This is a genomic window from Algoriphagus sp. UBA3586, from assembly GCF_002376385.1.
Classification (GTDB): Bacteria; Bacteroidota; Bacteroidia; order Cytophagales; family Cyclobacteriaceae; genus Algoriphagus; species Algoriphagus ornithinivorans.
This window is the reverse complement of record NZ_DFMT01000012.1, coordinates 81,939-100,427: the sequence shown is the minus strand read 5'-3', so window position 1 is coordinate 100,427 and position 18,489 is coordinate 81,939. Positions and strand designations below refer to the sequence as shown.

The following is an 18,489-nucleotide window of genomic DNA, read 5'->3' as shown; positions in this document are numbered from 1 at the left end:
TCCAAAAGCTTTGGGCTTGGATTACTCAATTACTCAATTACTCCTTTTCTTGCCGAAGGCGTATTTCTATTTATTTCAATTGTATTTCTCGGACATCTTGCTGGCATTGAGATATGGTTTCCAAACGTAGATCTCGGGCCAGCGCTGGGGTGATTCTCGTTATCATTTATACCCCGAGTTCCACTCGGGGCTATTATAAATTTCGACCCCTTCAGGGTCTGAGTTATCTAACAAAAAATAAAGGTTCAAAAGGAGAATTGATCCGTATCTCGCCGAAGGCATATCTTTTTTAATCTTGAAGAGTATTATTTAAAATATTTCGCCGTAGGCGTATTTCTATTTATTTCCACTGTATTTCTATTCTATCTCCCCTTAGGCACATTTCTATCTATTTCAACTATATTTCTTACACCATTTATTTCCTCTAAAGTCTTTTAATTTTTGCCAATTCCTTCAAATGATACTATTTTACTTGCTTTTAGAAAGAGGATAAAATCACATGCTACTTAGTAAACTGGAGATCAAGGGCTTTAAGAGTTTTGGCGACCGAATGGTCATCAATTTTGACAAAGGTATTACCGGTGTCGTAGGGCCTAATGGTTGTGGAAAATCTAATGTAGTCGATGCCATTCGCTGGGTATTAGGTGAACAAAAAACCCGAATGCTCCGCTCGGATAAAATGGAAAATGTGATTTTCAATGGGACCAAAAACCGTAAGCCTTCCAACTTGGCCGAAGTTTCCCTAACTTTTGAAAACACCAAAAACCTCCTCCCTACTGAGTATACCCATGTCACAATTACCCGTCGCTATTATCGCTCGGGGGAAAGTGAATATCAGATCAATGGGGTGACCTGTCGATTGAAGGACATTACGAATCTCTTCATGGACACGGGAATCAACTCGAATTCCTATGCCATCATCGAGCTAAAAATGATTGATGAGTTGCTCAATGATAAGAACAATTCCCGTAGGGAACTCTTCGAAGAAGCTGCAGGAATCTCCAAGTTCAAAACCCGAAAAAAAGAAACCCTTCGCAAACTAGAAGACACAGATGCTGACTTAGCGCGGGTGGAAGATTTGCTTTATGAGATTGAGAAAAACCTCAAATCCTTAGAAAAGCAGGCAAAACAGGCAGCTAAATACTTTGAAATCAAAGCTGAATACAAGTCAGCTTCCATCAATCTGGCTAAAAAGAGTATAGAGAAGTACTCTAAGTCTTTGATTGAAACGAATCAAAAAATCCAGGCGGAATCTGACCGCAAACTTTCCTTCCAAACTCAAATCGCAGACCAAGAGGCTATGTTAAGCCAGTTGAAAGCAGATTTGATTTCTAAGGAAAAACTCTTGGCTTCTCGTCAAAAGACACTCAATGAGCATGTCAATAAGATCCGCTCTTTTGAGTCTGAAAAGAAAATCAAAAATGAGCGTCTCCGCTTTTTGGAAGACAGATCCCAAAAATTACGGGAGCAAATAGATGCTGATAGAAAATCCAATGATAGAGCAGGCTTCTCCATCCGATCCCTTCAACAGGAAATGGAATCTGCGGGAAAAATGCTGGCCGAAAAAGAAGCTGTTGTCTCTGAACTCAGAGCTGCCTACGAATCCCAAAAGGAGATTCAGGCTGAAAAACAATTGCAACAGAAATCTCAGCAACAGGCATTTGAAGGATTGAAGGAAAGAGTTTACCAACTCAGCAAAGACCTAGAAATCAAGCAAATTCAATTATCTACTTTAAAGCAGGAACTTGAGAGAACTTCCTCAGATGATTCCCACCAGGAAGCTTCTTTGGTGGATTTTGAAGCCAAAATAGTAGACTTGAAAGAAGAGCTGGATCAGGCAACAGCGGAATTCACCAGCTTGAAAAACAAGCAGGAAGACCTGGACCAGAAGATCGAGGAATCCAATCGGGTCATTGAGATGATCCGCGAGGAATTGACCACCTCATCCAGAAAATTAGACTCCAAGCAAAACGAATATAACCTCACCAAATCCTTGGTAGAGAATCTGGAAGGTTTTCCAGAGGCTATCAAATTTCTTAAAAAGAACAGTTCTTGGGGAAAAGATATACCCCTCCTCTCCGATCTCTTGACTACGGATGAAAAATACCGGGTTACCATAGAGAATTACCTGGAGGGATACATGAACTACTATGTGGTGGACACCGAAGCACAGGCAATTGCAGCGATCCAATTGCTTTCTGATGCTTCCCGTGGAAAAGCCAATTTCTTTGTTTTGGAGCATTTTGAGCGCTTCAAATCCAGCCAAAGCAAGTTGTTCACGAATGCCATCGCTGCCACCGAAATCATAGAATTTGATGTCAAATACAGTCGTTTGATCAACTTCATTCTGGACAATGTCTACATCGTGCAGGGAGATTACAAGGATTTTCCTCAGGACACCGAGGCTGTGTTTATCTCCGAAAGCGGCAAATACACCAAACGTAAATTCTCCCTTTCCGGTGGTTCTGTAGGCCTTTTCGAAGGAAAAAGAATCGGTAGAGCCAAGAACCTGGAAAAGCTAGACAAGGAGATCAAAGAACTCAATAAGAAAGTTTCTGCTACCCGATCCAATCTGGATCAAAAGCTTTCTGACTTGATGAAGCTGAAGGAGATTTCCTACAAAAAGCAATTGGAGGAAAAGCAGGCAGCGATCAATGAGATCAATCAGTCTTATGTCTCGGTTCGAACCAAAAAAGAACAACTGGCAGAATTACTTTCTTCCAATGCCAACAAGCGAGAGGATATCCTAGATAGAATTGCTGAACTGGAGGAAAGTCTATCCACTATCCAACCGGATTTATTAGAGCAGAGAGGTGAATATGAATCTGCGGCTCAGGATCTGGAAATGCTGACGGAGGACTTGGAGAAAGAATCTTCTTTGCTTTCCGAAAAATCTCAGGCTTTCAACCAGGAAAATATCCTCTATCATCAGCAGCTAAACCGAGTGAATAGCCTGGAGCAGGAGATTGAGTTCAAGCAAAATGCTTATGAGAGTTCCAAGGAGCGTATAGAAAAGTCCCAAGCTGAATTGGCCTCTTTGGATTCAGAAATCAAAGGTCTATTGGAAAACAATGAGATCAAGGATGATGAATTGATTGAATTGTATTCAGAAAAAGAAGGAATAGAAGCTGGGGTTACTGAAGCGGAAAAGGATTATTACGGTAGTCGGGGCTTGATTGATGAAACAGATCAGAAAATCCGCAGTCTACAGAAAGCCAAGGAAAGTCATGATCAATTGTTGCATGAATTACAGAATAGCATCAATGAGATCAAGCTGAAAATGACCTCCATGAAAGAGCGTCTGAGTGTGGAATTCGAGTTGGATCTGGATCAGCTGATGGAGGAAAATCCAGAGTTGGATGAAGAATTTGCAGACTTCTCCGAAGAAGACTTGAGAAGCTTGGTTCAGAAGCATAAAGAGAAGTTGGAGAAAATCGGCCCTATCAACCCAATGGCCATGGAGGCCTACGATGAGATCAAGGAGCGTCATGACTTTATCATTACGCAAAAAGATGACTTGGTGAAGGCTAAGGAATCCTTATTGACCACCATTCAAGAAATCGATGATGTGGCCAAGGAGACCTTTTTGGAGGCATTTGATAAGATCAAGGAGAACTTTATCAAGGTCTTCCGTTCCCTCTTTACAGAGCAGGATGATTGCGACTTAAAGCTGACCGATCCGGACAATCCTCTGGAGTCCAGCATAGAGATTATGGCCAAGCCAAAGGGTAAGAGACCATTGACTATCAATCAGCTTTCTGGGGGAGAAAAGACTTTGACAGCCACTTCCCTACTCTTCTCTATCTATCTGCTCAAGCCAGCCCCATTCTGTATTTTTGATGAGGTGGATGCACCTTTGGACGATGCCAATATTGACAAGTTCAACCAGATTATCCAGCAGTTCAGCGGAGAGTCCCAGTTTATCATCGTTACCCACAACAAGCGCACCATGGCCAGCACAGATATCATCTATGGGATTACCATGATTGAGGCGGGAGTAAGTAGAGTTGTGCCGGTGGATTTAAGGGAGTTGGCTTAGAAAAAAAATTACTTTAATTTTTGAATTCAACTTTTAATGAATGCTAAATTTTTATTACAGTGATTCTATCAAGCTTTTTTTAGAAAAAAGTGAAGAATCAATTATTGGAGAAATTGCCCTAACAAATCAATTTGGAAATAACCAGAATGAAGTTTTTGCTTGGGAAAATCAGATTAAAATCCTGAAAGAAGCTCTACAAGGAAAAGAGGGCTACCTATTTTTTGAATTTTCTGTTCCCAGAATGGGAAAAAGAATTGATTGCCTGCTTCTCATACAAAACATTGTTTTCGTCCTTGAATTCAAAGTTGGTGAATATAATTACCTAAATCACAATATTGAACAAGTCTGGGATTACGCACTAGATTTAAAAAGTTTCCACCAGCCTAGTCATGATTCCATCTTAATTCCAATCCTTATTGCAACCTATGCCTCAAATTCATTCATAGAGTTTAATACCACCTCCCATAATGATTTCCTATTTAAACCAGTAAGAACAAATTCAAAGGACCTTAAAATTACAATCGAAAAGGCTTTGGAATTATTTGGGGATAATGAGAAGTCAATTGATAATTCGTTTGCAAAAGGCAGTTATCAGCCAATTCCAACAATAATTGAAGCAGCAGTTAGTTTGTATAAAAATCATACTGTTGAAGAAATAACAAAAAGTGATTCTGATGCTAAAAATCTCAATCAGACTACTACATACATTTCAGATCAAATAAGAAATGCTAAAACTCTTGGGAAAAAAGTCATTTGTTTTGTAACCGGTGTTCCCGGTGCAGGAAAAACTCTTGTCGGATTAAAAGTAGCAACAGATCATTTAGATAAAGAGCTTGGTGATTCCAGCGTTTATTTATCTGGAAATGGGCCTTTAGTTATGGTTCTTCAAGAAGCACTTTCGAGAGACAAATATAAATCAGAAAAGGTACTTGGAAAGAAGCCCCGAATGCAAGACATCAGAAGAAATGTTAAACTATTTATTCAAAATATCCACCATTATCGAGATGCTTACTTAAGCAACATTGAAATACCTCCTTATGATCATGTAGCAATATTTGATGAAGCACAAAGGGCATGGAATAAAGAACAAACAGTCAGTTTTATGGCTAGAAAAAAAGGAATTATCGGGTTTGATTCTTCAGAGCCAGAGTTTTTAATCTCTTGCTTAGATAGGCATAAAGACTGGGCTGTTATCGTCTGTTTAGTAGGCGGAGGGCAAGAGATAAATACAGGAGAAGCAGGAATTTCAGAATGGATTAAAGCGATAAGAACCAAATTTAAGGATTGGGAAACACATATTTCCCCTTACCTTTTTGATTCAGAATATGATGCAATGGACTCTATTCTTGATTTAAAAAATGAATGCAAAGTCGTATTTAACCCAGATTTACATTTGGGTGTTTCTATGCGCTCCATAAGGGCCGAAAAGCTTTCCTTATTTGTTAAACAATTATTGGATCTAAATAAGAAAGAATCGAAACAAACTTTACAAAGTTTTCAAGACCAGTATCCAATAGTAATTACAAGGTCAATCAATAAAGCAAAAAAATGGTTAAAGGAAAAAGCAAGAGGCTCAGAAAGATATGGGATCGTAGTCTCTTCTCAGGCTTATAGGTTAAAACCTTTGGCAATTGATGTTAAATCTCCAATCAACCCGGTTCATTGGTTTCTAAACGGTAAAGATGATATTCGATCATCATACTTTCTAGAAGATGTTGCGACAGAGTTTCAAGTACAAGGTTTAGAACTTGATTGGGCATGTGTTACTTGGGATGGAGATTTAAGATATTCCAATTCTGGTTGGAGGTCTTTTTCCTTTAAAGGGAATAATTGGCAAAAAATCAATAAAGAAGAAAGACAAAGGTATTTAATAAATGCCTATAGGGTTCTATTAACTAGAGCCAGAAAAGGAATGGTTATTTTAATTCCAGAGGGAAATGAAAGTGACCATACTAGAAATCCTCAATTCTACGACAATACATTTGAGTATTTTAGATCAATTGGTATTCCTTCAATTAGTTAAGATTCTCTTCTAATTATTTTGAAAACCTATATTTCCTATGCTACTCCAAGTTATCTTGATCAGGCCGAAGGTGTTTTTCAGAAGGAAGTAAAATTTGAGTTCCTTTAAGGCTTTCCAGTCCATAGGGATGGGATTTATCTTCAATTATTTGATCCGAAACCAATACTTTATAATTTGAATCAATAGATATCAATCCCCGATCAAAGGCCCGGTGAAGATTGGGGCAAAGTGCAATACCATTGGTCACACGATCATCTTGATTATCGGCAAATGGTCGTATGTGACAAGCATCAATTAAGTTATAGCCATAGGTGGACACCAGCTTCATTTTAGAAATCGCACAGGTATTCTGATATATTTTTGGAACCCACTTCTTAAAAGTCCCATTTCTGACATAAACCATTTCTTCCTCTGCAACCTTCAATCTCTTTACCGCCGGAATTTCATTAAGGACATATGAATCTATACTTTTTAAATAAGTAGAATCTGATTTTTTCTCTTTTAAAAACCCGTGTCTTAATCCAGGGAAAAAGGTTTCTAAAATATGATTTCGTATTATTTGTCTGTTTTCATAATCAGTTAGAAGTAAAAATAAATCATCTGAGAAATGGGCAAAATTCAAGACTTCAGAAAGTGTGTAGATGTTTTTAATGTGTGATTGAATAGAATAGCCCGGTTTAGCCAATAGAAACCAGAAGTTTTTCTTATCAATTTTGTCGTTTTGGAGATAATAAAATGGTTGAGTAAAATCTTCCTGATGGCCTGTATAGACCAATAAAGACCAATTTTCATGGAATATTCCTACAAGATCTGAATTGACATAAATCTTATTTTCAGTGACAATTCCTGAATCAAAAAGGTCGAGGAAAGTCAAAAACAAAATAGGCTTATGAGGAGCCTTTCCGTATCTAGTCCCTGCTCTTCTTAGCCTATTGATATCTCTTAAAACAACTTCGAGCTTCATTTAAAAATTTATAAATTCTAAAACATTTAAAAATCGAATATTTATTCTTAAAAAGGGAATTATAGTTTAATAAATTTTCTCTCAAAATTGCCCATTTGCAAAAGTCAATGGAAGATGATATCCGAAAAGTTGCTAAAATCCTGAATGCCTACCGAATCAGTGAAACTGAGATCCGAGAGTTTTTAATGAATACCATCAGAAATAAAGAACAGGTGGAGATCAAACTGTAGGATTCTTTTTAATCTTTTTCAGCAGTTTTATAATCTTTTAAATGACACTTAATGTCGAAATAATCAGACTGTTTTTGTTTGATGTCAAATATTATTTTCTTGTATGCATCATCAAGAATCAGCATGTCTGATACCAACCGAGTCAAACACCACGGTGGTCAATCGATGAGGGTCATTGCAGACCAAAAATGTTTACCTGCACTCCTCTCCTTTTCTTGATGGTAACGAATGTTCAACCTTTAAAAACACGTTATCATGTCCGATTACAAAATTACCCAGGCACTTTTTATCCATTTTCATCAAGGTCAGAAAAAGGAAGTTTCAGCTCTTGAAATTATGACCTCAGCCAGTACCATTCAGGTGGGGAATTATTTGAGTTCTGACAACTCATCTCTCTTATTTTCTTTTACTCACAATCATCAGACTTCCCAATTAGATCTAACAGGCATAGTGCCCTATATGATTTTACAATTTGGAGAGACAGGAAAATTTAAAGGGGCTAGCTTGAGCCTTGGCTTGAGTTCAGGCCCGTTCTCATTGATAGTTCAGTCTAAATTTGCTTTGATCATTCCATTTGATCCAAAATTAGCTTTGGCATCGATCAGCCATTTGGAAATTGACGAAGGCGGAAAGAGTCCAGGAGAAAAGTTTCATGAAGATCTACGAAGAAGTCGGTATACTAAACCAAGTGAGGATAAAAGTGGTGGATTTATTATGAAATGGAATAAAAAGTAATTTTAAAATGCTTAAACCCCCAATTTGTGGTTGGGGGTTTTAAATCATTCCCTCTCCGCCTGCATTGCAGCAATATTATTGTCTTTGTAGAACTTATCCCGGTATTCTTGGAATTGCTCTTCGAGCTCTGAGACAAGGTTTAAGTTAGTATCTACCGCAAAGAAAATATCGGTTAGTTTTTCTTCCAGCAGCTTTACTCCCAAATTGATATTGTCGGCTTCTATCTTGGATATTTTCTTTAAAACGGAAGTTTGGGAGTTTCTTAAATCTTCAAATTCCCGAAGAATTTTATCCATCATATCCAGTTTTTCTAGCTTATCCATGTGCGTTTATTTTGGGTTTTTAGTGATTTATCAAAAAGAATATACAAAAAAATATTCGGTAATTGATATTTTAACATTGATTATCAGAAGGTTATTGGGTTTCGGCTGCTCGAGATTTGTAATCTCGAGCACCTATCGTAGGATTTTCAATCCGATAAAAACAAGCCCCTTCCCTGTCTTACTGGCATTGAGATATCGTTTCCAAATGTAGATCACGGGCCAGCGCTGGGGTGAATCTCGTTTCCATTTATACCCCGAGTTGCACTCGGGCCTGTGCGCCTCAGGCGTAGCTATTATAAACTTCGACCCCTTCAGGGTCTGTGTTTTCTTACAAAAAATAAAGGTACAAAGGGGGATTTGCTTCTTGGATAATTTAAGTTTTATAAAAAAAAAAAATGGCCTGTGGATCACACAAGCCAAATCGAAAGGTCATTCGAAAAATATATCAATCAAAAAGTTCCAAAAATCACCCCTAAACTAATATGTAAAATCCCCTCCGATTGATATCTATCTGCAGTAAGGACAGTTTTGCATAGGTGTAGTTATCTGATTCATTTGAGCATACAATCGGCAATACTCTTTCACTTCCCTAGAATCAGGACTTAATCCATTTTTACATAAGTAAACCCATGCTGCCTGACAAAATCCATCTCGCTGAGGCGCTCCTGTTGGCCCTTGGTAGGTAGTCGTACAATAAGACACTGAAGAACCACCAGATCCTCCTGAGCCTCCTGAGCCACCACCGGAGCCTCCAGAACCTCCTCCTGATCCTCCAGAGTCATCACTGGAAACTGGTGGGACATAAGGAGGATCATCTCTATTATCAAAACTTACTCTAAAATCAAAACTGATTGGAGTAGGCGGAAATCTAGGGTCAGATCCACCAAATTCTCCATTTCCTTGAAGTCTAAAGGAAATTTTTCCTCTGGTTTCATCTTTTATGTCTTTGGAAAACTCACTCACAGTAGCTGTGCCTGATTTAAACTTTAAAGAAAAACCATCTGCATAAATATCTACTTCATCATTGCTAAAAGTATCTGGAACTATGGTAAAGGTCCCTTTTTTAGCAGGAATGGAAAAGGTGAGATTCACCATGATATTGTTTCCCAATATTAAATTCACTTTCGATTCACTGGCATTGAATCCATAAATTCTCAAATTAGAATCAGTTTTATCAGCATTTTTTAAGGTGCCTGATAATTCTGGAGTACTTAAAGAACCTATGCTGGAGATATAATATGAGTCAAGGCTATCACCTTTCAAACCCTCAATCAAATCACAGCTAGGCATCATACAGAAAACCATCAATATGAGTATTATTCTAAATACGCTCTGCACGTGTTTCATCTGTAAATATTTTGTTTTTAAAAGGCCAGATGGAATGCCCCGGATAATCATTCCCCTTTATGAGATTTTTCCTCATGGGCATTTCATATTTACCTGATCAATTTGGAAATACTCCTCCTCGGTCTTTCTATTTATTTCACAAGTTTCAGCCTAAATATGAAGCCTTCCTATACCTAAAAATTGGTATTTTTATAGAGGATTGTTTTGAATTCAGTTCAATCTTTATCTTGCTTCCGGATTCAACCATCACCCTACACATTCACTCTAGTTTATCCTCTAAATGGGTAAGTGTTTAAAGAATAGCTTCTTTGTATTCATCTGGTACTGCCGGTGGAACTTCCGTTACATCCTTGGCTCTATTCTATTGATCAATTTGCTTTCCTGCAATGAAAAGGAGGACCAATTGAACTTTGGAATCTTTCCAGATCAGAATTACACTCCTTCAGAGGCTTGGCAAAGGTTTGACACTTTAAAGCAGAATAAAAGTTTGTTTAATCAGGGTATAACCAAAAGTCAGTGGTGGCTGGGATTTACTATAGTAAATGATGCGGATAGTTTACAGTCATTATTATTTGTTTCCAACAATCCTCATATCAACCGTATCCAGGTTTTTGAAAATGGAGCTAATTCCTCATCAATGGATCTGGGGGACTTATATCCTTTCGAAAAAAGACCATTCCTTGACAGGGATTTAATTATCCCATTTACTATTCCTGCGAATAGCAAGCTTCAAGTCCTTTTGCAGATGGATAAATCTGGGGAAACATTTCACATAGAGCCTGAGATTCTGGATTTCCAGACTTTCTATCAAAAAAAGACCAATGATACTTTGATCATAGGGGGTATTCTGGGCTGGATGTGTATCATTTTCATTTTCGCAGTTTTCTTTGCTGCAGAATTGAAGTCTTGGAGTGGAGCAATATATGCGGCCTATGTTTTAGCAATTTCTCTTTGGTTGGCCACCCACTGGGGCTTGACATTTCAATTTCTCTGGCCTACTCAGACTACCTGGACTGGAATTGCCAGACCTTTTTTCAATTTGATGACCAATGTGCTGATTTTGCTTTTGGTGGTCAACTTCTTCCCTCCCGCTGTTACTGGAAAAAAAACAGCCAAGTGGATTTGGGCTACTGCAATTTTCCAAGCTTTGATGGCTTTGGCCTTGCTTTTACCTTTGGGAATAATGGATGGTATTTCGAGCAAATCACTTTTTCTCCAGATCACGCTGTTTGTTTCCTTACTTACCAGCATTTTGATTCTATTATATCCTTTTCTTCAATGGAAAGCCAAGGTGCCTCTTGCTGGATATTACCTGCTCGGAATAGCTATTTTGGCTCTGTTTGGGATTGTGCTGCAACTCAATCAAAAAATATTACCTATGGGTTTGCCTCATTATTTGGTGGATTACGGAAGTGCTTTTGCGTTGATGGGTGAAACGGGAGTAATTACCGCAGCTTTTGCAAGAAGAGCCTCACTTTTCAAAAAGGAAAAAGAAAAGCTCTCCATTGAGATTTTGGAAAGGGAAAAGCAGGCTGCTGAACATTTGATACAAGTTCAGGAAGATGAGCGTAAGCGATTGGGCAGGGATCTTCATGATAGCATAGGCGGCATGCTGGCAAGCCTTTATATCAAGACTGAGACAATAGAAGAAAATTATTCTAAGCAATCCTTAAATGAATTGAGGCAAATGATAGAGCAAAGCATACAGGAAGCCCGCTCGCTTAGCCACAATCTAACTCCTCACTATCTGGAAGAGAATGGTTTGGAAAATGTATTGAAAGTGCAGATTGAGCTCTTGGAGAAAAAATACCCACTGAAAATCCATTTCTATTATCAAGTAAGTACAGATTTGGGGAAATCCACGGAATTGATTCTCTATCGAATTATCAATGAGCTACTTCAAAATATGGTTAAGCATTCGGAAGCTAAAAAAGCGCTGATCAGTATTTCGGAAAGGGAGGGTGAGCTAGAAGTCATTGCAGAAGATGATGGAAAAGGAATTGATCCTGATCTTGGTTTAAAGGGAATTGGCCTAAAAAATATTCAAGAAAGAGTTGCTTATCTTAAGGGGAAAATGGAATTGGAATCCAGCGCAAGCGGAACCAGCCATATCATAATTATACCGCTACATGCTTAACTTCAGTGAAATTAAAATTGTGCATATAGACGATCACTTGCTATTTGCGCAAGGAGTTTATTCTTTGATTGGTACAGAGTCGTTTATTCAAGAACTTTCGCATGCACAGTCTTTTAAAAAGGGTTTGGAGGAGGTTAAAAGAATCCAGCCTGACATTATTTTATTGGATTATTTTTTACCTGATTCTGACGGTATAGCTTCTATCAGGGAATTGAAAAAAGTATCTGTTTCCAGTAAAATTATCCTGCTTACTATGGAAAATAATCCCAACATCGTGGATAAATGCAGAATGGAAGGAGCTATAGGGTATTTGCCGAAATCGATCAGTAAAAAGGCATTGATTCAGGCTTTGAATAATGCTATCGAGGGGATCCCTACTTTTCCTGAGTCTACAGGGGAAAATACCCAGGGATTAGAAACTTATTCTAAACTAAATATTCTCAGTAAGCGGGAGAAAGAGATTGCATATTTAATAGCGGAGGGTTTGACATCAGCGGAAATTGCCGAGAAGCTTTTTTTGAGTGATTTGACAGTCAATACCCATAGGAGGAATTTGATTCAAAAGTTAGGATTGAAAAATTCAGCTCAATTGGTGGCATTTGTGGAGAATCAGAAATTTATGGAGTCCTGAGGTTTATCTCGACTTAATTTGTAATTCTCGGACATCTTGCTGGCATTGAGTTATCGTTTCCAAATGGAGATCCCGAGCCAGCGCTGGGGTGATTCTCGTTAACATTTATACCCCGACTTCCAGGCGGGGCTAAGAAATTACGCTCCTTTGGAGCTTTTGACACAAATGCAATTTAAGGTTTATTTCGCCGAAGGCATATCTGGCTCGACTAAGGAGAGTCTATCTTGCGAAGCATATCTGTCGGATAGTATTTCGCCGAAGGCATATTTCTATTTATTTCTACTGTATTTCTAATCTATCTCGCCGAAGGCTTATCTTCTCTTATCTTGAAAATATCCTAATTCCGGAACTCCTAGTATTCCTACTTGTTATATGCTCGAAATCTGAAACAGGATATTTCTGGAGATTAAAAATATCATTTAAGGCTATATTGCAGCCCAATTGAAAATACCCAATGAATAGAGCCCAAATCCAACAAAACTTACAAGCAATTTTAAAAAATATGCCTGCCGATTGGCTTAACTTAACCACACATCGGTTGGATATTTATGAGGAAAGTCTCGCAAAAACTCAATTTTTAGAGCATTTCAAAAACCTTGTTGAATCTGGAAAAATCAATTCGGAAGGTCTCAAGCAATTGCCAACGGCTTACGATTATATTCGCTTGGGGCATCCCCTATCCAGTGTCTTGGAATGGGCAATTGCTGAATTGAATAACTTACCTTTTGATCAGGTAATCAGCTTTTCTTCTAAAACAGCTCCCATTTTAGCTGTGCTGAGAAAAAACCTTTTTCTTCATAAAAAAACTCAAATCGTTTACTCAGAAGATATTTCAGATTTCTTCGGAGCTGAACTCATTCGGGAAGTTTATGGATATGAGTTTGAACTCCTAAAGGCAAGCTCTAATGAGTCTCTTCCAGATTTTGAAGGCACCAGGATTTTTATTTCCTCAGCAAACTCATTTGATCAGCCGGAACTTTCATTTTCCATTGATTTTGCTGTCAGCATTCATGGGGATTTGGGAAGTGTAATTCAGGTTATTGGAGCAAAAAATGCTTCCTACATTTCTGAAATACAACATGTGCGAAGAAGGGAGACAATCGCCATGACTCCCGCCAATTGCTATACCGCTTTGGAATATTTAGCCGGTAAGTCAAGTTCACTTGCATCCCCTTCCCGAGATCTAAAAATCAAGGATTCGGTTTTGGAAAACATCGCTAATATTACAGGCACAGATAGTAAGCCCTTAGTAGCATCCAGTGGCTTATCTATCCAATATGCTATCATGATGGGATTGGTCCATGATGCCATGGAAAAGCATCCTGGAAAGGAAATTAAGTTTATTGTTCCGCCTAACTGCTATGGTGGGACCAATGATCAGGCAAGAAGGGTTGCCGCTTGTTTGGATCAGGTAGAAATCGTGGATTTACCAGTCGATGCCGGAAATGACATGAACCAAAGTCTGGAAAGAATTTTAGGAGAGCTCGCTCAAAAAGATGCCATTCCATACATCATCGCCGAAATACCTACCAACCCTCGTGTTGAAGTTCCGGACTTACAAAGATTAAAGGAAGTACTCAGTGCCAGCCGTCAAACAGAAAATGGGGAAACAGCTATTGAACCTGTTTTTATCCTAGATCAGACATTTTGCCCCAATGTACAATTTTTGCCTGAGGGAGAAACGCTCTCAGTAATCCCAGCTATTTCTTACGCCAGTGGCTCCAAATTCCCAAGCGGCGGTGAATGTACCGCTGGTTACTGTGTGGCCAATTTAAAGGCAGAGAACTTGATGGATAAAATAGCGCTTCACCTAGCTTTGTGTGATAATGAAGCCACAGCCCAGCAGTATGAGATTTTGGCCAGACAACTCCCATCCATGAACCAGCGAATTCAGGATGCCTATGTGAATACTAGAGACTTTGTCAACTTTATACAAGACCAACTCCCAAGCGCCAAAATCAATTTTGTTTCTGAGGAATTAGCTGAAAGAGGATTTACTCCTTCCGTTTTCTCTCTGGATTTACCTACAAAAGGAGATACAGAGGAAGAAAGAGAAGTATACAAAAGGGCCTTAAACCTTAAGCTGATCAATAAAATGATCACTGAAATCCCTGATGAGAGTAAGTTTTGCGTGAGCTATGGACAATTAAAGGGTTGCTATTGGACTGTTCCTGCTACATCCACTCAGGGAACCACCAAAGAAGGTGATAAGGATTATATTGTCAGAGCATCTGTTTCTCACAATATTGACTTAGAGCGTCATAAGGAGGTATTCCAAGACTTTGCGGAAAAACTATAGTCGCGAAATTCAGATTTACGAATTTTGATTTACGAGTGGTTAAGTAATCTTTGAAGTCCTAAATATTAATTCAAGCAAATTGGCAGGATCAAACTTTCGCTTTTCTTACCATCTCAATATGTTCGATCCCATCTTCATCATAGGTATCTCCTTCCGCCCTGAATCCTAAAGATTCATAGAATCCCAAGGCGTAGGTTTGTGCACCTAGTCTGATATTGCATGGCCCAAAAAGTTGATAGCAGTACTCTATAGAAAGCACCATCACCTTTCTTCCCAATCCTTTTCCTCTGTGAGCAGGTGAAGAGACTACACGGCCTATGGCTACTTCTTGATAGGATAATCCTGCCGGAACTATCCTAGTATAGGCCACCATTTCATTCTCTTGATATAGAAGCAAGTGATAGCATTTTTGATCTTTATTATCCAAGTCAAGGAAAACGCAGTTTTGTTCTACCACAAACACCTCGCTTCTCAAGCGTAAAAGATCATACAGTTCGGTTACACTTAACTCATGAAAGGCTTTTACAGTATGGCTTAGATTCATATGGCTTACAATTGATTTTTCTTCATTTTTTCAAAAGGCTAATATAACCCATTCATCCTGCAATCACGGAAATTAATGGTTTTCTCATTGGACCATAAAAATTTTAAATAGAACACATCAATCAAAGGAAAATCAACTTCAATATTATGATCTGAAAATCAATAATTTATACCTATATTCCTCAATCTTTCTAGAGAGGAATTACTCACCCAGCCTGAAATGAAAACTTCGCCCAAAGTGTGCCTGCTTTTTTGCTTGGTACTGACCCTCAATACAGCATTAGCACAAGAAAATTCAAGTCCTTCATTTAGAAAAAATGGACTTTCAGGCAGTTTAGGCTTTGCAGGAATTGTGGCCACTGCAACGTCTAATTATGAGCGAATCCTCACTCAGTCTTTGGACAAAGGAATAACAGCGACCTTTGCGAAGGTAGGCCTTGGGACTTACTGAGGTTGGGTAGATTCTGGAAGTTACCTGTATTTGCAATATGGATTTTTGACTGGAAAAAATACCAACCATTTAGAAGTCAGCGCAGGTCCGAATTTTAATCTGAACAATGCAGAGGATATGCTTCCAGTAGCATTTAATATTGGATATCGTCTGCAAAAACCCGGAAAAGGATTTATGCTAAGAACTGGAGTGGCCTTTCCAGAAACACTTTATCTGGGCTTAGGCTGGTCTTTTTAAGAGCAAAGTCTATTTCATGTTTGATAGATCAACTGGGGGTCTGAAATTCATTAATCCTTTTTTCTGAATCGTAGCCTCAACATCTTCTAATTTGGAAGGAACAAAGTCGCTGAGATTTTCTATTCCATCTTTGGTCACAAGAGCCACATCCTCGATTCTAATGTACAATCGCTCATCATGAAGCCATATCATGGGATCTATGGTAAATACCATGCCCTCTTTCAAAGGAACTCCTCTTACAACTCCTACATCATGTACCGCCATCCCTACTGGATGCTGGAAGTGCCCTCTAAACTTCAAACCATCCTCAACAGCTTTTCTATGACTTTCCTTTACAAAGCTTTTATCTTTCAAATATTCTTTCATCTCCGCCGCTGCTTTATCGAGCACTTCATCAGAAGTCACTCCGGGTTTGATGTATCTGAATAAGGCATCTCTATAGGCTACAATGAAATTATACAATTGCTTTTGCTCTTCAGTAAACTTGCCATTCACTGGCCAAATTCGGGTTACATCGCTGGTATAATACCTATAATCCGGAGCATAATCCATCAAGACCAAATCACCATCCTGAAGCATATCTTTTTTATGAAAATAATGGCCCATGTAGGCATTGGTTCCTCCTCCGATGATAGCTGGATAGGCATCCCCCTGAGATCCGTATAGGTAAAAAATATATTTTGCCACAGCATCCAATTGGTATTCATAAACTCCGGGTTGTGTGGACTTCATGGCTTCTATGATTCCCAATCCTGCAATTTGAGTGGCTTTTCGTATGACAGCAATTTCCTCTTCACTTTTGATCAAGCGCATCTGATCCAAAATCGGAGTCAGGTCTTTAATTTCAAATTGTGGGAATCGGCTGTTCAATGTTTGGATAAATCTGGCTTCTCTGGTGGAAGATCCGTCCCATGGATCTGAGGCATTTCTTGCAAGGCCAAAAAGTATCTCATCTCTGCTGTCATTTCCGATTTCAGCCGGACTAAATTCTGTATAGAGAACCGGTGCGGGAGGCTTGATCAATCCAGTTCCCACCAAATCTGCCGATAAGAATTCTATGCCTTTTACCTGCTCTACGCCCATCAATTTTTTAACCAGTTCAGCATCTTCCGCCGATAATACTTTTCCTTGGTTATTCTCCATGCCCTCATCTCTATGAGGGAGATAAAGCGTTGCTCTTTTATTCCTTCCATTGAGCAATAAATAGGCCCTGGGAGTTTCTATTCCGGTGAGGTAATAAAAGCTATTGGATTGTCGGAAAACACTAAATCCAGGAATTCCACTGGCTCCCTGAATTACTGCGATTGCATTATTCCCAATTTGATCAAAGATCTGGGATCTTCTTTTGGCAAATTCTTCTTTAGAAAATTCTGATTGGAAATAATATTTTTCTTGAGCTTGAAGCGAAAAGATTAGAGTCAAAAAGAATAGGCTAACAGAATAGAATTTTTTCATAGGTTTTTAGATACAAGCTGGAAATAAAATTAAGAAGACATCCTAATTTAAATTACTCCCCATTTGCATTAAAGAACCTTTTTTACAAATAGGGAATTATTCAAATTACCATCTGAGCCATACTCCATTAAAATAATGAAGAGTCCCTGCTACACATTTGATAAAGTTAGAGCAACCCTATTTCTTTTCTTTGATTTTGAGGCCAGCATTAATTGAAATAGGCAAGTCATTCTCTTTTGGAGGAATAGGACAGGAATAATTAGTACTATAGGCACAATATGGATTATAAGCCTTATTAAAGTCTAATACTATGCTATCTCCTTCAGGAATCTCAACATCCATGTATCTCCCACCTCCATAGGTCTCCTTTCCATTTGTTAGATCGGTAAAAGGAACAAAAAGACTATTTTCATAACCGGGAGTAATCACTTTGCTGATACTTTTAAAAAGTGTCAGCTGCATTTCTTTGCCATCCAAAGTAAAAGTTGCTATGCCGTATTTCTCGTAATCTCTGAGGCGGTTGTCGCTGGTTTTAAATGTATGAAGATCGACTTTTGGTAATTTTTGGAAAGTAGCCACCACCCGATAGCTTTCGTCAATTGGAAAGAAAGGTAAACCTTCAAACTCTTGCAGCTTTTCTTTACTCAAAGGTGATTTGATTGGATCAGCATAGCTTTTATTCAACTTTTCCTGAAATGCCAGAACATCAGAAGCATGAGACTGAGCAAAAGCTCCAGAAAGCAGGAAGCAGAGTGAAATACTAAGGACAAAACGTTTATTAGATAGAAACACAGCGCTGTTGGATTAAGGATTTATTATAAAATATAGATTATAAATCTTTGGATATCAATTTTTATAAAAAAAAGAATCTGATTATCCGCAATCATGCCAGTTGCCTTATTTTCTTTGCTTGACTGGTTGGATACTTCGACTTCGCTCAGTACAGGCGACCGATGACCTCTGCCTACCGGCAGACAGGGAAGACCCAGCCACGGCTGACAGGCGAAGCTTCCGGATTCTGATCCTTTTTAGCAGACAATAAGCCGTATTTTTGTCAATACTGGTAAGAAAGTGG

Annotated in this window: 15 protein-coding genes; 9 read left to right on the top strand and 6 right to left on the bottom strand. The window is 38.6% G+C overall.

Annotation, left to right across the window (positions count from 1 at the left end; translation table 11 throughout):
- Positions 1–499: 499 nt before the first annotated feature.
- Entirely contained in the window at positions 500–4,039 is a 3,540-nt protein-coding gene (gene smc, locus B2906_RS02930; protein ID WP_219958815.1) for a chromosome segregation protein SMC, read from the top strand.
- A 40-nt stretch (positions 4,040–4,079) separates the two neighbouring features.
- Entirely contained in the window at positions 4,080–6,062 is a 1,983-nt protein-coding gene (locus tag B2906_RS02925; protein ID WP_286935520.1) for a DUF2075 domain-containing protein, read from the top strand.
- Positions 6,063–6,102: 40 nt separating this feature from the next.
- Here B2906_RS02925 and B2906_RS02920 read toward each other — a convergent pair whose 3' ends face one another.
- A complete protein-coding gene (locus B2906_RS02920; protein ID WP_286935519.1) occupies positions 6,103–7,026 on the bottom strand; it encodes an HNH endonuclease in 924 nt (307 codons plus the stop codon).
- 95 nt (positions 7,027–7,121) lie between these two features.
- Here B2906_RS02920 and B2906_RS02915 point away from each other — a divergent pair, with 95 nt between their 5' ends.
- Together B2906_RS02915 and B2906_RS02910 are read left to right on the top strand one after the other, a co-directional pair.
- Positions 7,122–7,256, top strand: a complete 135-nt coding sequence (locus B2906_RS02915; protein ID WP_286935517.1) for a hypothetical protein — start codon at positions 7,122–7,124, stop codon at positions 7,254–7,256.
- A gap of 255 nt (positions 7,257–7,511) precedes the next feature.
- Entirely contained in the window at positions 7,512–7,991 is a 480-nt protein-coding gene (locus B2906_RS02910) for a hypothetical protein (RefSeq protein WP_286935516.1), read from the top strand.
- Between the two features lie 44 nt (positions 7,992–8,035).
- Here the strand turns inward: B2906_RS02910 and B2906_RS02905 are convergent, their stop codons facing one another.
- Positions 8,036–8,314: a hypothetical protein gene (locus B2906_RS02905; RefSeq protein ID WP_286935515.1), complete on the bottom strand. Its 279-nt coding sequence runs from the start codon at positions 8,312–8,314 to the stop codon at positions 8,036–8,038.
- A gap of 507 nt (positions 8,315–8,821) precedes the next feature.
- A complete protein-coding gene (locus B2906_RS02900) occupies positions 8,822–9,661 on the bottom strand; it encodes a hypothetical protein (RefSeq protein ID WP_286935514.1) in 840 nt (279 codons plus the stop codon).
- A 280-nt stretch (positions 9,662–9,941) separates the two neighbouring features.
- On the opposite strand from B2906_RS02900, the gene B2906_RS02895 reads away from it, so the two are divergent.
- From B2906_RS02895 to B2906_RS02885, 3 genes are all read left to right on the top strand, one after another.
- Entirely contained in the window at positions 9,942–11,798 is a 1,857-nt protein-coding gene (locus B2906_RS02895) for a sensor histidine kinase (protein ID WP_286935513.1), read from the top strand.
- Positions 11,791–12,429, top strand: coding sequence for a response regulator (locus B2906_RS02890; protein ID WP_286935511.1), 639 nt, complete (start codon positions 11,791–11,793; stop codon positions 12,427–12,429). The genes B2906_RS02895 and B2906_RS02890 overlap by 8 nt, the downstream gene beginning before the upstream one ends.
- A 454-nt stretch (positions 12,430–12,883) precedes the next feature.
- Entirely contained in the window at positions 12,884–14,728 is a 1,845-nt protein-coding gene (locus tag B2906_RS02885) for a PLP-dependent transferase (protein ID WP_286935510.1), read from the top strand.
- Positions 14,729–14,816: 88 nt separating this feature from the next.
- Here the strand turns inward: B2906_RS02885 and B2906_RS02880 are convergent, their stop codons facing one another.
- Positions 14,817–15,272, bottom strand: a complete 456-nt coding sequence (locus B2906_RS02880; protein ID WP_286935508.1) for a GNAT family N-acetyltransferase — start codon at positions 15,270–15,272, stop codon at positions 14,817–14,819.
- Between the two features lie 219 nt (positions 15,273–15,491).
- On the opposite strand from B2906_RS02880, the gene B2906_RS02875 reads away from it, so the two are divergent.
- Both B2906_RS02875 and B2906_RS02870 read left to right on the top strand, forming a co-directional pair.
- Positions 15,492–15,722, top strand: coding sequence for a hypothetical protein (locus B2906_RS02875; protein WP_286935507.1), 231 nt, complete (start codon positions 15,492–15,494; stop codon positions 15,720–15,722).
- A gap of 45 nt (positions 15,723–15,767) precedes the next feature.
- Positions 15,768–15,959 carry a hypothetical protein gene (locus tag B2906_RS02870; RefSeq protein ID WP_286935506.1) on the top strand — a complete coding sequence of 64 codons (192 nt, stop codon included), beginning with the start codon at positions 15,768–15,770 and terminating at the stop codon, positions 15,957–15,959.
- 9 nt (positions 15,960–15,968) lie between these two features.
- On the opposite strand, the gene B2906_RS02865 is transcribed toward B2906_RS02870, so the two are convergent.
- On the bottom strand, positions 15,969–17,414 hold the full coding sequence (locus B2906_RS02865) for an aminopeptidase P family protein (protein WP_286935505.1): 1,446 nt from the start codon (positions 17,412–17,414) through the stop codon (positions 15,969–15,971).
- 177 nt (positions 17,415–17,591) lie between these two features.
- Positions 17,592–18,206: a DUF1684 domain-containing protein gene (locus B2906_RS02860; protein WP_286935504.1), complete on the bottom strand. Its 615-nt coding sequence runs from the start codon at positions 18,204–18,206 to the stop codon at positions 17,592–17,594.
- Between the last annotated feature and the right edge of the window lie 283 nt (positions 18,207–18,489).

Bases quoted from the DNA above. Each gene is read 5' to 3' on its own strand.
- B2906_RS02865 (WP_286935505.1), bottom strand. From the start codon at position 17,414: ATGAAAAAATTCTATTCTGTTAGCCTATTCTTTTTGACTCTAATCTTT.
- B2906_RS02905 (WP_286935515.1), bottom strand. From the start codon at position 8,314: ATGGATAAGCTAGAAAAACTGGATATGATGGATAAAATTCTTCGGGAA.
- B2906_RS02925 (WP_286935520.1), top strand. From the start codon at position 4,080: ATGCTAAATTTTTATTACAGTGATTCTATCAAGCTTTTTTTAGAAAAA.
- B2906_RS02880 (WP_286935508.1), bottom strand. From the start codon at position 15,272: ATGAATCTAAGCCATACTGTAAAAGCCTTTCATGAGTTAAGTGTAACC.
- B2906_RS02885 (WP_286935510.1), top strand. From the start codon at position 12,884: ATGAATAGAGCCCAAATCCAACAAAACTTACAAGCAATTTTAAAAAAT.
- B2906_RS02900 (WP_286935514.1), bottom strand. From the start codon at position 9,661: ATGAAACACGTGCAGAGCGTATTTAGAATAATACTCATATTGATGGTT.
- smc (WP_219958815.1), top strand. From the start codon at position 500: ATGCTACTTAGTAAACTGGAGATCAAGGGCTTTAAGAGTTTTGGCGAC.
- B2906_RS02895 (WP_286935513.1), top strand. From the start codon at position 9,942: ATGGGTAAGTGTTTAAAGAATAGCTTCTTTGTATTCATCTGGTACTGC.
- B2906_RS02910 (WP_286935516.1), top strand. From the start codon at position 7,512: ATGTCCGATTACAAAATTACCCAGGCACTTTTTATCCATTTTCATCAA.
- B2906_RS02890 (WP_286935511.1), top strand. From the start codon at position 11,791: ATGCTTAACTTCAGTGAAATTAAAATTGTGCATATAGACGATCACTTG.
- B2906_RS02875 (WP_286935507.1), top strand. From the start codon at position 15,492: ATGAAAACTTCGCCCAAAGTGTGCCTGCTTTTTTGCTTGGTACTGACC.
- B2906_RS02920 (WP_286935519.1), bottom strand. From the start codon at position 7,026: ATGAAGCTCGAAGTTGTTTTAAGAGATATCAATAGGCTAAGAAGAGCA.